This window comes from Exiguobacterium abrahamii, from assembly GCF_015645365.1.
GTDB lineage: Bacteria > Bacillota > Bacilli > Exiguobacteriales > Exiguobacteriaceae > Exiguobacterium_A > Exiguobacterium_A abrahamii.
Map to the genome: position 1 here is coordinate 1,376,499 of NZ_JADOYC010000001.1, position 13,156 is coordinate 1,389,654.

Consider the following 13,156-nt stretch of genomic DNA (forward strand, 5'->3'; position numbering starts at 1 on the left):
AAACAAGACAAGACACAGGAAAAATGGACGTCATTTAAAAAAGATGTCCCCTTTTAAGGAGGAGAAGGACGATGGATGCTTATCTTTTTATGTTATGGAAGACTTGCCGAAATGGACACTACTCGATTGCGACGCTTGCCGACGCCATCCATCTCAGTCCTAAACAAACGAAACGATATCTCAATAAATGGCAGGAAGACGGCTGGATTGGTTACACGAGTGGTCGCGGACGAGGCAACTTAAGTGAACTCGTCTGGTTGCGCCACGTTGAACGGGAGTATGCGAAACGGATGCTCGAGCGGATCGACCGTGACTCGATCGAATCGGTGACGGAGGAACTGACATGGGACTGGTCGCCAGCGCAAGCCGGACGCTTCATGCGACAACTGGAACGAAAATTCGGCTATACACAGACGACGTCTGATGCGTTATTGATTCCGCGAAAACGGAACTTCCTGACGACCCATCCGTTAGAAGCAGCGGATATCCATAGTGCCCATCTCGTCCAGAACGTCTTCAACCGGCTGTTTACGATCGATGTCGACGGCAATATTCAAGGTGAACTCGCCCATCATTATATTTGGAACGGTCCGACGCTCAGTCTCTTTTTACGGAAGGACGTCCGCTTTCATGACGGCTCACTCCTGACGAGTAAGGAAGTGACGAAGAGTCTGCGTGCTTTAATCGCCTACCCGGCTTACGCTTATTCCTACCGGCACGTAAAACAGATCGTCTCGAACGGTCCGTACCGGGTCGATCTCACACTCGATCAGCGCCGGAGTTCAATTTTGCCGCAACTTGCCTCGATACATACTAGCATCATCAAGGATGGCATTGGGACAGGACCGTTCCAACTAACGCAACATGACGACAAGAAAACCGTTCTGACGGCGTTCCCGAATTACTTTGGCATCCGCGCTCTGCTCGACCGGATTGAGTTCATCCAGATGCCGGAACAATATGACCCGGTCTATCGGACATCAGCATCTGACTCTAGTCCGATCGATACGATCGCGACACAATCCGGATTCGGTCTCGTCTTGCTCCATCCACGCGCCGGTGGTCCGTTTGAATCAAAAGCCGCGCGACATTATATCCACCGGCTCGTCGCGGAAGTTCGTGGTGGCATTCACGACTTCCATGAACGGGCACAACCGAACGATTGTGGTTTTCTTGAGTCCTATAGTCAACCCTATACTGTACCGGATGGTCCTGCCGTCTTTTTCACACAACCGATCCGAATCAAGTTGACCGATTTTACGGACAAGGTGACACGCTGGCTCTGTCAGCGATTTGATCAAGACGGGATTCCGTATGAGTTCGTCGAGGTCGGCTTTGAAGAGAGCATTACGGATTTTCATGTCTACGATACGATTGATCTCGCCATCCATGCCGAAGTGTTCGAGCGAAATATCCAGTACGCCTTTTATCAGTTCATGACAAACACGTTCTCACCACCGATCCGACTGTTTCAGCAGATGCCAGAGATGTTGAAATCGATCGAACAATATGACGCGACACCGTTCGAAGACTGGCTCCCGATCCACCAATCGATCGAGCGTTACTTGATCGATGAATCGTATTTCATCCCGTTCTATCACGATACACGACTGATTCCGTATCCGATCGAGCTGCAAAACATCACGATCGACTCGTTCGGTTACTTTGATTTCTCGAAGCTCTGGATTTCCAACCAATCGTGACGAATCGTTGACGAAATCTTGACCTGCTTGTGACAAAACGCACGGTATTCTTTAATCTAGTATTTTAAATATTGTATTAAAGGTGAGGCTGCGAAATACTAAGACTGTCTTCATTACTTAGTGAAAAGGAAGTGGTCTTATGTTATCAACCTCTACCATTCAAATCGTTCAATCGACTGTTCCCGTCCTTGCGTCGCACGGTGCCGCGATCACGAAAGTTTTTTATCAGCGCTTGTTTCAAGCTCATCCGGAACTGAAACACGTCTTCAATCAATCGAATCAACGGAGCGACCGCCAATCGCAAGCACTCGCGACCGCCGTGTATGCCGCTGCTGCTCACATCGATCGACTCGAGACGTTAAAACCGGTCTTATTACCCGTGCTCCATAAACACCGTAGTCTACAAATCAAACCGGAGATGTATCCCATCGTCGGACACGAATTGCTCGGGGCGATGCAAGATGTCTTAGGAGAAGCCGCAACGCCAGACATCTTGCACGCGTGGGGAGAAGCATACGGAGAGATTGCCAATCTGTTCATCACGCTCGAAGCCGAACTTTACGCACAGGATGAACAAGCGAAAGATTTTTCCGGTTATCAGACAGTCGAGATTTCGGATGTCGAGGAACAAGCGGATGGGATTCGCGCCTTGACCTTCCGCACGGACGGTCCACTCCCCGCTTATCAAGCCGGGCAATACATCACGGTACGGATTCAAGATCAAGACGGCTTATGGCACAACCGTCAATACAGTCTGACGACTGCATCGAACACGGAAACTTATACAATTGGTGTCAAACGAGAAGGCATCGTCTCGGACTACTTACATGCAGCGCAAGTCGGTGACACGGTATTGATTAGTGCGCCGGCTGGTGCTTTTACACTCGATGCATCAGGCGAACCCGTCGTGCTGATTGCTGGTGGCATCGGAATCACACCGATGCTTGCGATGGCTGACGAAGCGTTAGCTGCTGGTCGACAGGTAACGTTCCATCACGCCGTCCAAGACGAACGCAATCGTCCATTTACGGAACAACTTGCCTTGCTTGAGCAGCGTGGTGCACGCGTCATTCGTTACGCCGAACATCAGGCAACGGATCAGACAGGTCGCCTGCCGAAAGACGTTATCGCAAGCATTACGGATCTGACATACGTCTGTGGTCCGGAAGCGATGATTCAATATGTGATCGAACACTTCACGGCGTCACCAGACAAACTGCATTACGAAATTTTCGGACCGGCACTTGCCTTTGCGGCAGAAACACCGGTAACGCAGTAAAAAAACATCCCGCTTTCTTTGACACATGTCAAGGAGAGCGGGATGTTTGATTAGAGGGGCAATCGTTCTGACAACAGGCGGACCAAGACGACGTCCGTCGCCATTCGGTTGTCCCGGCGTGGTTCATCGACCGGTTCGATCGTCCAGTTTTTTGCGTGAAGCGTATTCAAGGCACGCGCTAAGTCGTACATCGAATAGCGATCGTTACCGTTCAACTGATAGAGACCTGCTTCCTGTTCGAGTAAAATCGTAACGAGCGCTTCAGCCGTATCTTCAAGCACCGAACTCGACGGATACCAATGCCGACTCGCTCGTATGACGCCGTGCTGTTTCATCTCGTTCGTGAAGTAGTCGACCATATTGTTCGAACCAGCTTCCGTCCCGATCTGCCAGCCGATCCGGACGATCTTCGCTTGTGGATTGAGTGCTTGAATTGCTTGCTCGCAAGCAATCTTGTAGGCACCATACTCGTCGGTCGCGTCCGGTACTGCGTCCTTGTCGATCGGTGCCGGCACGTCGTCCGAGAAGACAGACACCGTACTCGTGAAGAAGAACGGAATGTCATATTCTTGGCACAAACGGACGAGCGCTTCCGTCCAACTGACTGACCCCATCCCGATATGTAAGAAATAATCCGGTCGTTCCGTTTCTAAAAACGTGCGCATCGCGGATTCGTCAGTCGTCGAGACTTTCGTTCGGTCCCAGGCGACTGTCTCGATGTCGTGCTTTGCTAAGACATCCGCAACGACGGGTGCTACCGTACCGTTCATACCTGTAATGATTGCCTTCATGTTGATGCTTCCCCCTTATCTTCGATCGAAAATCATAAAACCCTTGCTACTTCAGTTTACACGGGAAGTATTGATTTAACGAATCTGAGGTCATTCTCCTAGACCATGCATGCCTCAAATGAAAAAAGCGTCCGCTATCCGATCTAACATCGGTAAGCAGACGCACTATTTAGTTCATGATTACTCCGAAACGCCTTCCGTTTCCATACGGCGCCACAGTACATTCAAGAAGACCGTCATCCCACTGATCGGAATCAAAAACAATAACGCCGTGATCCATAAACTATCCATCGACTCCACTCCTCATCGTTCATTTCTATCTCTAGTGTACAGAAGCGCGAAACCGCTTACCTCCACCTCAAGGCGGATATTTCATCCGACCTTGTCCTGTCGTTCCTCAGCAAAGGAAACGGTACGATGAAGGAGCAACCAGATACTGGTCATCACAAGACCACTTAAGGCAAAGAACAGGAAAACGAATGAGATGCTGAAGAACGACGTCAAGTACGACGACAGACCGTAACAGAGCGCAGAACACGCCGTTGACGCTGCGACCATCGCCGTCCGGACCCGGCCGAGTAAGTGCGTAGGTGTCGAGCGTTGCAACAAGGTCGAGAACGGAATCCCGAACAGTGTCAGCGCCATCCCGAGTAAGATGAATCCACCAACAGCCACTGGGACGAATGAGACATAAGCGACGATTGCAATCGCAAGACCTTGCAGGACGACGGCAAAACGAAACAGCTTATCCTGTCGGACGGAGGCGACCCATTTTCCGTAAAGGAGCGACATCGCGATTCCCCCGATCACCGTCGCCAGCTCGAGTGCAGAAAACGTCTGGGCATTTCCCGACAAGACATCCTTGGCATATGGCGCAAGTAAGGTATTCATCGGTGTGATCATCCAGTTTGCAAGGATTGCACAACCAAGGATCCATTTTAAGCGACCGTCACGCACGACGTGACCAATCCCTTCGAGCAACGCTTCGCGGTACGACCCTTGACGTACACCTTCTGCAACTTGCCCTGACATATGTCGAACGAGTAACCAGGCGACGAGATGTAGACCAAGATCAAGCCATAAGATGCTCGCAATCGAGAAATGGGCGATCATCATCCCACCGAGTAAAAATCCGCTCAGCGTACCGATCCGCTCAATCGTAGCAAGATACGCATTCGCTTGCGGCAATTGGTCATCTTCGACCAAGTCAACGACCCATGTGAAGACGGCATTGCCACCAATGATTTGCAGAATCGTCTGCACGACGAGTAAGCCGAGTAACCATGGCAAGACGATGTCCGTCAGACCGATTCCCGCTAACGTGATCCCAAGCGCCAGCAAGCGAATGAGTAATGATGTTTGATACAACGATGCACTGACGAACCGGTCGATCCACGGTCCAACGAACGTTGAGACGAGAAAACGAATCAAAAAGACACCGGTCGCTAGCAAGGCGACACCGGAAGCACTGATCTGTTCCGCACTTACCCAGTAGATCGCGATATAGACGAAACTCGTCCCGATGGTCGATAACAAATCCGAGACATACATAAAACGAAACGCACGTGACATGATGTTTTATCCCTTTCCTAAAACGACTTCTTGTTCATCTTACAATTTTTCTCAATTGCTGCCCATTCTTTTTTCGTCATCACATCGTCATCGTCTGTTAAGGCATTCTTACCCGTCTGTAACAGAGCCGACATGTTCATTCGCTATACTAAAACGCATAGGGAGGTGAAGATCCATGAAAACGCAAACGCGTTATGACTATGAAACCGAACAGGAACAGGTCGACGTCCCATCCGAGGCACGTCTAGGCTACTACTTTCTTTTAATCGTCCTGCCGCTTGGTCTCGCGCATCTTGTCCAGTCGCTTGCTCCTTCGCCGGATCAACACCACTCGTCCGTATTGACGGGTTTGACGTTCTTATCCATCGTCTTATTCATGTACTTAGGTAACCGAGCGGCTGGAAATGCCAAAACGACCTTTTTCGGATACTCGATGTTCTTGAGTATCAGTCTGTTCGCGACGTTGTTTCTACCAACGGTGCCGATCATTTGAGCATAAGCAAACGAGCACCCGTCCGACTTGGACGCGTGCTCGTTTTTTTTAATGCGTATGCGATTCGTGTTTTCCGTCACAATACAACGTATTGCCATGTGCGTGCTGATCCGTCTCGACCTGGATCGTTGCGTGGTTAATCCCGACGTGTTTCAAATCGTGATCAATCTGTTCGCGAATCGACTCTGACTCCCGGACAGTCATGTCGTCCTTGACGACGACGTGACACGATAATGCGTTATACCCACTCGTGATCGACCAGATGTGTAGATCATGCAGCCCGAGGACGGCTTCGTTCGTCTGAATCGTCGAAACGACCTCATCGATGTCGACGTCGCTCGGCGTTCCTTCCATCAGGACGTGAACGGATGCCTTCGTCACGTAATAACCACTCCGTAAGACGAGGATCGCGACGATGATACTTGCCAGTGGATCCGCCCATCCCCAACCGAAGAACATAATCAGAAGAGCAGCTGCAATCGCACCGACCGATCCAAACATATCGCTTAAGACATGCAGATAGGCACCACGCATGTTGAGGTTGTGTTCATGTCCACCGCCGCGTGTCATGATCCAGGCAACGAGAATGTTGACGAGCAATCCGAGGACACTGATGATCAGCATCCCGGTCGTTGCGACAGCGGGTGGATCGATGAAGCGTTGAATCGCTTCAATGAAAATATAGAGAGCGATGACGATTAACGTCACGCCATTTATGATGGCGGCTAAGATTTCAAAGCGTTTTGAACCGAACGTCTTATTCGCATCCGGTGCTTGACTCGAGAACTGGAAGGCTAACAGGGCGATCGCAAGTGAAATCGAATCACTTAACATGTGTCCTGCGTCCGATAACAACGCGAGACTGTTCGTCCAAATTCCGCCGATGACCTCGACGATCATGAACGCGGTGATGATCAGGAACGACAGGCCCAGTACCTTTTTATTGTCGGTATGATGATGTTGGTGATGATGATCATGTGCCATGACGTTGCCTCCTTTTGCCTTACATTCAAACGTCTATTTGAATTATAACGTGCATCCGTTCTGTGGTCAACGGGCTCATCTATTATATCCCACGCCTTTACTCTCCTAAAACGACTCATCTGACTAAACAAAAAAACGATGGCAACTTACCATCGCTTTTTCCATATCCTTTTTTAAATAAACGACCGAAAATCCTCTGTTTGCTGCTCGAGTTGTCGTGCGACCTCTTCGATCGCAGTAAAGCGTTGCATCGTTTCTTTTACCGTCGCAAGGCTCGACGCGACTTCGAGATGGGACGCTTCAATCTTTTTCATCATCGCCATGATTTGACGGTTCATCGTTTCCGTATTCGTGCGTACTTCGACGACTGCACTGCCGACTAAATCCGATAAGTTTTTGACTTCACTGGCAACAACGGTAAAGCCTTTACCGTGCTCCCCAGCCCGTGCTGCTTCGATTGCCGCGTTCAGAGACAACAGGTTCGTCCGGGCCGCAATCTCCTTGATCGTATCAGCGATCTTCGTGATCTCGATGGCTTGGTCATACAGCGTTTCGAACGTCTGTTGGTTTTCTGCCGTTTCACTCGCGATCGTGGTCATCGTCTCTTGAAGCTGGTTGCCCTCTTTCGATCCATGAACCGATTGCAGATTCAATCCCTCAGCAAGCGTCTGGAAGCTTTTCGCATATCCTTGTACACGATCGATCCGGTCCGTGATGTTACTCGCGATCTTGACGACACCGACGACCTCTTCTCCTTCAAAGATTGGCATGTAGGTTGCTTCAAGCCACAAGATGTCGCCCCGGGCATCGACTCGTTTGATTTTATTCGCTGTACTAAAGCCCGAAAACAAGCGTGTCCAAAAGTCTTGATACTCACGGCTGTTCGCGAATTCTGGTGTACAAAACGTATGGTGCTGTAAGCCAATCATCTCGTCCCGTTTATACTTCATCGTTTTCGCAAACAAGTCATTGACGTCGACGACACGTCGTTGGCGATCAAAATAGATCATCGCGACGTTTGCTTCAAGGCTCGACAAAATCGCTGGCGAGCGTAGCGGTCTCGGTAAGGTTTCATTCATAGTGTCATTAACTCCTTCTATGTATCATTCATGTACTAAGACAGTTTTTCAAGAGAACAATCTGTACCTATCTATCGTCATCAATTGACCTTTTTTATAGATGAATCAGCGATTATCCAAGTTGATTTTTCGCGAAAACGAGATCATTTCAATAAAAATATTATGACAGTTACAAACGATACACTACGGCATTGTCAAAAAGCGTAGTAGATGCTACATTTAATTATGTAGTAAATACTACAATTTTAAGGAGGAAATAAAAATGACACATAATAAGCCCCCTCTATTTTCGAAAGGACAAGCCATCCTCTTAGTTGTGCTCGGTGTAGCATTCTGGTTCGTCGGTGCCCTGTCAGTCAGATTCGGATCTGGAATCGGTATGTTCGAAAACGCTGGAAACGTGATTGCCTTCCTGATTGGTTTGCCAGTCTCGTGGATTTCCGTCATCATCATAAAAAAAGTCGCTCGTTTAAATGCTGAACAGATGGTGCCGGGTGTCAGTCTCGGACTGTTAGTGGCGACGTTCTTAGACGGAATCGTTCTAACGTGGGGCACATCGCTGTATGGAACGGATCCCTTACTCGTCGGACGTGGGGCAGCATGGATTCTTTGGGGGGTCTTCGCCTTTCTTGCTGCTGCTTTCATCGAGGCGAGACGAATGGGATATAAAATGTTCTAAGGCGATGAAATGTGTTCTACAGGACGACAAATAACACAAATAGACCATTGGACTCGTCACTCGTCCAACGGTCTATTTGTGAAAAGCAGGTGAATTCCAGTGCGTCGGTGAAAAAGATAATAATCGGAATCGTATCGTGATTACCTTGAAGATTTAGTTCGGTGGGGTCATATTTAAAAAGAACGATGGACTTCAAATGAAATCAATCGTTCTTCGTTTGCGCTTCGATTTTCTCGTTCCGAGCAGCCTCAAAGTTGCGATAAATCGTAAATCCTACTAAACCAATCAACCAGATAATGCCATACCCGAGTTCCCAATCGAATCCAAAATACAAGATTGACGATGTGATGACGACAATGAGAACTAACCGAATGCTCGATAAATGATACTTACTCATGATTTCCCTCCTTTTCTACCGCCACCGAAGTAGATGTATGTCACGAAAAGAATCAACGTCCACGTAAAAACCGCGAATATGATTTTAAATAGGCCGTCAGGCAGTATTTTTGAGATGTATAACAGGGTCATTAGGATTGAAAACGTTAAATGGTTATTTCTCATTTGTGTGGAGAGCTTATTCCAATTGAGCAGGACAAGTATTACCGCGACGGGTGCGAGGAGCGCCGTTAGGAAGAAGAACAGAACGTTCCTCATATAGTACGGTATCTCGTCTTTGTTTTTTCCCATCACATATCTCTCCTCATCTTCAATATAGAATACCTAGCTTCTCTATTCATTTCATCGGAACGGATGTGATTGTATGAAAAAAGAAGTACGTCCACTCATCTATACACTTATCGTTCTCGTCATCTTGATAGCTGCCTATCCGACTTACCTCTTCGTTTCTAAAACGATGACCGAAATCAAGATTGAACGAATGTTAGTTGAATCAGGATACGACCAAAATATTTCAAAAAAGGAAACGGTCTTTGAGTCGAAGACCGGAAGATACGTGCTGGAAATCAAATACACGAATGAACCAGACTATACATACAACTATGAAATCGTCGAAGATCATGTACTGACGACTGTATACGACCAGCATCATGTTGAAGTGACTGGCTCCGTTCAACATGAATTGAAGTAGACATCGTACTTTAAATAACAATCGAGCCCATTCAGCGATCGCACGAATGGACTCGATTTATGTACCTCTTAACATTCTTCTTTGATGTTCAGTGATTCTGCCGAGCGAATCGTAATTTGTTTTGTAGCATCATCGATGGATATGACACAATCCCATGTCGGCTTTAACTGAAGGACATCATTTCGATCCAACCACAAGACCGCAGTCAGTTCGATGAAGTCCCCCATCACTACCATTTTTCTCGCCTTCTCATCAACGACAGCATACAGTTCATCATCTAAGTTGATTTTCCAGTCAAAAAATTCACTGACGCTCATACGTTATCTCTCCCAATCCTTCATACGTTCTCTAGATCATTCCGCCGTAGAAAACGTAATCTTCCATTTTTTCCGCGCAATCAATACTACGATCAGCGAAGCCAACAAAGATATTTTCAGCGTCGTATCACTAATGAGCTGTAGCCCGTAATGCAGTGAAAAGAGCGTCGTGAGCAAGAGAACGACGAGTCCTAAGAACATCATGTTTTTCATTCGATCACCTCTTTTCCAATGGTCGTCTGACGTTACTTTCAATACTCTGACAAGTTCCGTCCAACTTGATTCCCCTTGTTTTTAAATTCCGATATGTTTAAACTAATACAATAACACAAAAAAAGGAAGTCATTCATGATAAAAAAATCCATAAAATACTTTTTATTGTCATTGATGTTACTTGTTATCATCTTGAATCTCTTGAATGGTCGAGTGATTGAAAATGAGCGATTAACGTTAGTCGTGAACATCGCTATCGTGCTGATGGCGTTATTTTTTATCAGTTTGAGGTTCTTCAAACGAAAAAGTAAATAGGATGCTTATAGCTCTAAAAAAAGTATGTAAAGGTGGTTAACTCGTGGGACAATTCATGATTTTTGGTGCCTTGATGAATCTTCTGATCATTGGCGCAGTCGTCTATGTCGTATGGAAATTAGCAAAAAAACTCTTTAAAAAATAAATGACGGATGTCCTTTTTTGATTCATTCTTGAAATTCGTGTCGATCATGATTACATAAGCAAGGTCCCTTTCTCATTCGAAAAAGGGACCTTGTTCTATTTTATCCTGCGTAGTTGAACAACGGACCACGCAATTCAAACTCATACGTCTCACCGTCGACGATGCCGACGATCGCGTCACTTTCGATCAACTGATGCAGGAAGCCTGCCATCTCAGCCGCCGTATGGTACTTCTTGACGTTCTTGCTGTAGTCGAATCCTGCTTCGCCGCGCGAACGATCCGCAAACTCTGTCTCAGTCGCAGCTGGTGCCAGTACTTTCGCCCGGAGTTTTGCCCCGCCTTTTTGCAGTTCTTGCGCTAGCCCTTCCGTATAGGCACTGACATAGAACTTCGTCGCGCAATACGTGACCGCGTTCGGAACGATCCGGTAGCCACCTGCTGACGAGATATTGACGAGTGTCGTTCCTTCAACGTCATGATGATCGCGGACGAACAGACTCGATAGAATCGTCAGCGCCTCGATGTTCAAGCGAAGCATTTTCTCGATTTTCCCGAGCTCAATGTCCTGGACGAGATCAAAATCGCCGAATCCGGCATTGTTGATCCACGTCTCGATGTTGAGTTCCTTTAGTCCCTCATATAAATCATGGACATTTTGGTTATCTGCGAGATCGACCGACTTGAGGATGACATCACTATCTGGTGAGATTTGTTTGACTTCATCCCGAAGTTTTTCGAGTTCTGACGTCCGTCGCGCGACGAGAACGAGTGATTTCCCTTTTCCTGCGAGTAGTTTTGCTGTCTCATATCCAATTCCTGAACTTGCTCCTGTAATGACCGTGTACTTCATGTAGCATATCCCCTTTTTGATTTGGTATAGTGAGAGTCTAATCCTTAGAGTGAACTCTAAGTCAAGCAGAAAGGTGAGATGTATGTATACGATTTCTGAAATCAGTCGATTGACCGATACGAGTGCCCATACGATTCGCTATTACGAGAAAGAAGGGCTACTGTTTCCGAAGCGCCAAAACGGTCAACGTCGATACGACGACCAAGATGTGACATGGCTTCGGTTCGTTCTCCGCTTGCGCGAAACGCATATGCCGATCGAGCAAATCCGTTCTTACGTGACGCTGTTTCTTGCTCACGGCGAGCAGGATACGACGCAAGAACGGCTCGCATTGCTTGAAGCCCACCATGCGAACGTCTTAGCACAACTGGCAGCATTACAAGAAACGGAGCGAATGATCGCAGAAAAAGTCGACACTTATCGTCGCCTCCATCCTATGATTCCCGCTCCTGATGTTGTTCAATCCTCTGAGAACGCCTCCGTCAATTGACGGTAGACCGTTTCACGTTCGTCAGGCGTCAACGCAAGAAAACTATCGCCGATATTGACTTCCGTCGCGCAGCCGCCATCTTTCTCAACGAGATAGCCAGCGATACCCACTTTTCCGTGCGACTGGATTTCAATCAATTTTTCTTCGACGACTGCTTTTTCTGCCTTGAAGTAGAGATGAAACATGTTCGAGACCGGCTCTAGGGGACGAGTCGAGATGCCTGAGATTGCATTCAAACTGCTCGCAAGCTCCTTTGCGGATGCATGGTACTCTGCCATGCGGTCTTTTCGTTGTTCATAATAAAAATCGGCAGACAGAATATACGGATATAGACTGATCAAGTCACCGCCGTAGCGACGTTTCCAGATTCGTGCTTCTTGGCAAAACGATTCTGGTCCAGCTAAGATTGCTCCTGCGACGCCGCCGAGTCCCTTATAAAAAGAGATATAGACACTGTCAAACAGTTGCGCAATGTCCTTTGCTTCTGCCTCATAATACGGTAAGACCTCAAGTAAACGGGCACCGTCCAAGTGAAGACGGATATTCTGTTTGCGGGCATACGCACAGATGACTTCGAGTTCTTCACGCGACGGAAGCAATCCGCCGAGTTCGCGTTGCGGCAGTTCGAGTAACAGACAACTGACGTCCGGCAAAGCTTTGACGTCGTCTATCGACATCAACCGATCGGCTTCTCCGACTAATACTGGTTCGATCCCGTGCAATTTTTTTAAACCGTCCTGTTCGTGAATCTCGAGATGACAGAGCGGGTGATAAGCGACCTTGCGATTGTCCTGTTCATCCGACCAGATACGTAGCGCAATCTGTTGCGCCATCGTGCCACTCGGGAAAAAGACTGCATCGTCGTGCCCGAGTAAGTCTACCATCTTGCGCTCGAACGTCTTGATTAATTCGCCATTGCCATAAATATCACTTGGTTGATCAGCCGAGACATTTCGGAGCGCTTCTTGTAACACGCCAACCGTCCGACTCCCATGTCCATCTAAACGTTTCGTCGTCTTTTGGTAACTCGATCGTAAATCCATCTCGTTCCTTCCCTTCTAAATCAATGACTATTTTTTGAAAAAATCAAAATATTCCCTCTCCACTTTTGCTATACTGTGTAACGAAAGTCTGTTAAACGTACTCGTCAAAGGAGGTG

The 13,156-nt window shown here is 47.6% G+C and carries 15 protein-coding genes; 6 read left to right on the forward strand and 9 right to left on the reverse strand.

The window, feature by feature from the left end:
- The first annotated feature begins 71 nt into the window (after positions 1–71).
- Entirely contained in the window at positions 72–1,703 is a 1,632-nt protein-coding gene (locus ITJ88_RS07105) for an ABC transporter substrate-binding protein (RefSeq protein WP_195865117.1), read from the forward strand.
- 139 nt (positions 1,704–1,842) lie between these two features.
- Positions 1,843–2,982 carry a globin domain-containing protein gene (locus ITJ88_RS07110; protein WP_195865118.1) on the forward strand — a complete coding sequence of 380 codons (1,140 nt, stop codon included), beginning with the start codon at positions 1,843–1,845 and terminating at the stop codon, positions 2,980–2,982.
- Between the two features lie 50 nt (positions 2,983–3,032).
- Here the strand turns inward: ITJ88_RS07110 and ITJ88_RS07115 are convergent, their stop codons facing one another.
- Together ITJ88_RS07115 and ITJ88_RS07120 are read right to left on the reverse strand one after the other, a co-directional pair.
- Entirely contained in the window at positions 3,033–3,773 is a 741-nt protein-coding gene (locus ITJ88_RS07115) for a sugar nucleotide-binding protein (protein WP_195865119.1), read from the reverse strand.
- A gap of 372 nt (positions 3,774–4,145) precedes the next feature.
- Complete coding sequence (locus tag ITJ88_RS07120; RefSeq protein ID WP_195865120.1) at positions 4,146–5,345, reverse strand: MFS transporter; 1,200 nt, start codon at positions 5,343–5,345, stop codon at positions 4,146–4,148.
- 175 nt (positions 5,346–5,520) lie between these two features.
- Here ITJ88_RS07120 and ITJ88_RS07125 point away from each other — a divergent pair, with 175 nt between their 5' ends.
- On the forward strand, positions 5,521–5,838 hold the full coding sequence (locus ITJ88_RS07125) for a hypothetical protein (protein WP_064300912.1): 318 nt from the start codon (positions 5,521–5,523) through the stop codon (positions 5,836–5,838).
- Between the two features lie 48 nt (positions 5,839–5,886).
- Here ITJ88_RS07125 and ITJ88_RS07130 read toward each other — a convergent pair whose 3' ends face one another.
- A complete protein-coding gene (locus ITJ88_RS07130; protein ID WP_195865121.1) occupies positions 5,887–6,822 on the reverse strand; it encodes a cation diffusion facilitator family transporter in 936 nt (311 codons plus the stop codon).
- A gap of 173 nt (positions 6,823–6,995) precedes the next feature.
- A complete protein-coding gene (locus ITJ88_RS16425; RefSeq protein ID WP_195865122.1) occupies positions 6,996–7,901 on the reverse strand; it encodes a methyl-accepting chemotaxis protein in 906 nt (301 codons plus the stop codon).
- Between the two features lie 262 nt (positions 7,902–8,163).
- On the opposite strand from ITJ88_RS16425, the gene ITJ88_RS07140 reads away from it, so the two are divergent.
- Positions 8,164–8,580, forward strand: coding sequence for a hypothetical protein (locus ITJ88_RS07140; RefSeq protein WP_195865123.1), 417 nt, complete (start codon positions 8,164–8,166; stop codon positions 8,578–8,580).
- A gap of 202 nt (positions 8,581–8,782) precedes the next feature.
- Here the strand turns inward: ITJ88_RS07140 and ITJ88_RS07145 are convergent, their stop codons facing one another.
- Positions 8,783–8,977, reverse strand: coding sequence for a hypothetical protein (locus ITJ88_RS07145; protein WP_023468199.1), 195 nt, complete (start codon positions 8,975–8,977; stop codon positions 8,783–8,785).
- Positions 8,978–9,340: 363 nt separating this feature from the next.
- On the opposite strand from ITJ88_RS07145, the gene ITJ88_RS07150 reads away from it, so the two are divergent.
- Entirely contained in the window at positions 9,341–9,667 is a 327-nt protein-coding gene (locus ITJ88_RS07150) for a DUF3139 domain-containing protein (protein ID WP_195865124.1), read from the forward strand.
- 68 nt (positions 9,668–9,735) lie between these two features.
- Here the strand turns inward: ITJ88_RS07150 and ITJ88_RS07155 are convergent, their stop codons facing one another.
- The 3 genes from ITJ88_RS07155 to ITJ88_RS07165 form a co-directional block, all read right to left on the reverse strand.
- Complete coding sequence (locus ITJ88_RS07155; RefSeq protein ID WP_195865125.1) at positions 9,736–9,984, reverse strand: hypothetical protein; 249 nt, start codon at positions 9,982–9,984, stop codon at positions 9,736–9,738.
- A gap of 36 nt (positions 9,985–10,020) precedes the next feature.
- Positions 10,021–10,197 carry a hypothetical protein gene (locus ITJ88_RS07160; protein ID WP_156501870.1) on the reverse strand — a complete coding sequence of 59 codons (177 nt, stop codon included), beginning with the start codon at positions 10,195–10,197 and terminating at the stop codon, positions 10,021–10,023.
- A gap of 560 nt (positions 10,198–10,757) precedes the next feature.
- Positions 10,758–11,507, reverse strand: coding sequence for an SDR family NAD(P)-dependent oxidoreductase (locus ITJ88_RS07165; protein WP_195865126.1), 750 nt, complete (start codon positions 11,505–11,507; stop codon positions 10,758–10,760).
- 82 nt (positions 11,508–11,589) lie between these two features.
- Between ITJ88_RS07165 and ITJ88_RS07170 the strand changes: the two genes are divergently transcribed.
- A complete protein-coding gene (locus tag ITJ88_RS07170) occupies positions 11,590–11,997 on the forward strand; it encodes a MerR family transcriptional regulator (RefSeq protein WP_195865127.1) in 408 nt (135 codons plus the stop codon).
- Here ITJ88_RS07170 and ITJ88_RS07175 read toward each other — a convergent pair.
- Positions 11,967–13,040, reverse strand: coding sequence for a threonine aldolase family protein (locus tag ITJ88_RS07175; RefSeq protein ID WP_195865128.1), 1,074 nt, complete (start codon positions 13,038–13,040; stop codon positions 11,967–11,969). The genes ITJ88_RS07170 and ITJ88_RS07175 overlap by 31 nt on opposite strands.
- Positions 13,041–13,156: the final 116 nt, after the last annotated feature.

Bases quoted from the DNA above. Each gene is read 5' to 3' on its own strand.
- ITJ88_RS07115 (WP_195865119.1), bottom strand. From the start codon at position 3,773: ATGAAGGCAATCATTACAGGTATGAACGGTACGGTAGCACCCGTCGTT.
- ITJ88_RS07165 (WP_195865126.1), bottom strand. From the start codon at position 11,507: ATGAAGTACACGGTCATTACAGGAGCAAGTTCAGGAATTGGATATGAG.
- ITJ88_RS07175 (WP_195865128.1), bottom strand. From the start codon at position 13,040: ATGGATTTACGATCGAGTTACCAAAAGACGACGAAACGTTTAGATGGA.
- ITJ88_RS07170 (WP_195865127.1), top strand. From the start codon at position 11,590: ATGTATACGATTTCTGAAATCAGTCGATTGACCGATACGAGTGCCCAT.
- ITJ88_RS07140 (WP_195865123.1), top strand. From the start codon at position 8,164: ATGACACATAATAAGCCCCCTCTATTTTCGAAAGGACAAGCCATCCTC.
- ITJ88_RS07160 (WP_156501870.1), bottom strand. From the start codon at position 10,197: ATGAAAAACATGATGTTCTTAGGACTCGTCGTTCTCTTGCTCACGACG.
- ITJ88_RS07120 (WP_195865120.1), bottom strand. From the start codon at position 5,345: ATGTCACGTGCGTTTCGTTTTATGTATGTCTCGGATTTGTTATCGACC.
- ITJ88_RS07105 (WP_195865117.1), top strand. From the start codon at position 72: ATGGATGCTTATCTTTTTATGTTATGGAAGACTTGCCGAAATGGACAC.
- ITJ88_RS07145 (WP_023468199.1), bottom strand. From the start codon at position 8,977: ATGAGTAAGTATCATTTATCGAGCATTCGGTTAGTTCTCATTGTCGTC.
- ITJ88_RS07150 (WP_195865124.1), top strand. From the start codon at position 9,341: ATGAAAAAAGAAGTACGTCCACTCATCTATACACTTATCGTTCTCGTC.
- ITJ88_RS07155 (WP_195865125.1), bottom strand. From the start codon at position 9,984: ATGAGCGTCAGTGAATTTTTTGACTGGAAAATCAACTTAGATGATGAA.
- ITJ88_RS16425 (WP_195865122.1), bottom strand. From the start codon at position 7,901: ATGAATGAAACCTTACCGAGACCGCTACGCTCGCCAGCGATTTTGTCG.
- ITJ88_RS07125 (WP_064300912.1), top strand. From the start codon at position 5,521: ATGAAAACGCAAACGCGTTATGACTATGAAACCGAACAGGAACAGGTC.
- ITJ88_RS07110 (WP_195865118.1), top strand. From the start codon at position 1,843: ATGTTATCAACCTCTACCATTCAAATCGTTCAATCGACTGTTCCCGTC.
- ITJ88_RS07130 (WP_195865121.1), bottom strand. From the start codon at position 6,822: ATGGCACATGATCATCATCACCAACATCATCATACCGACAATAAAAAG.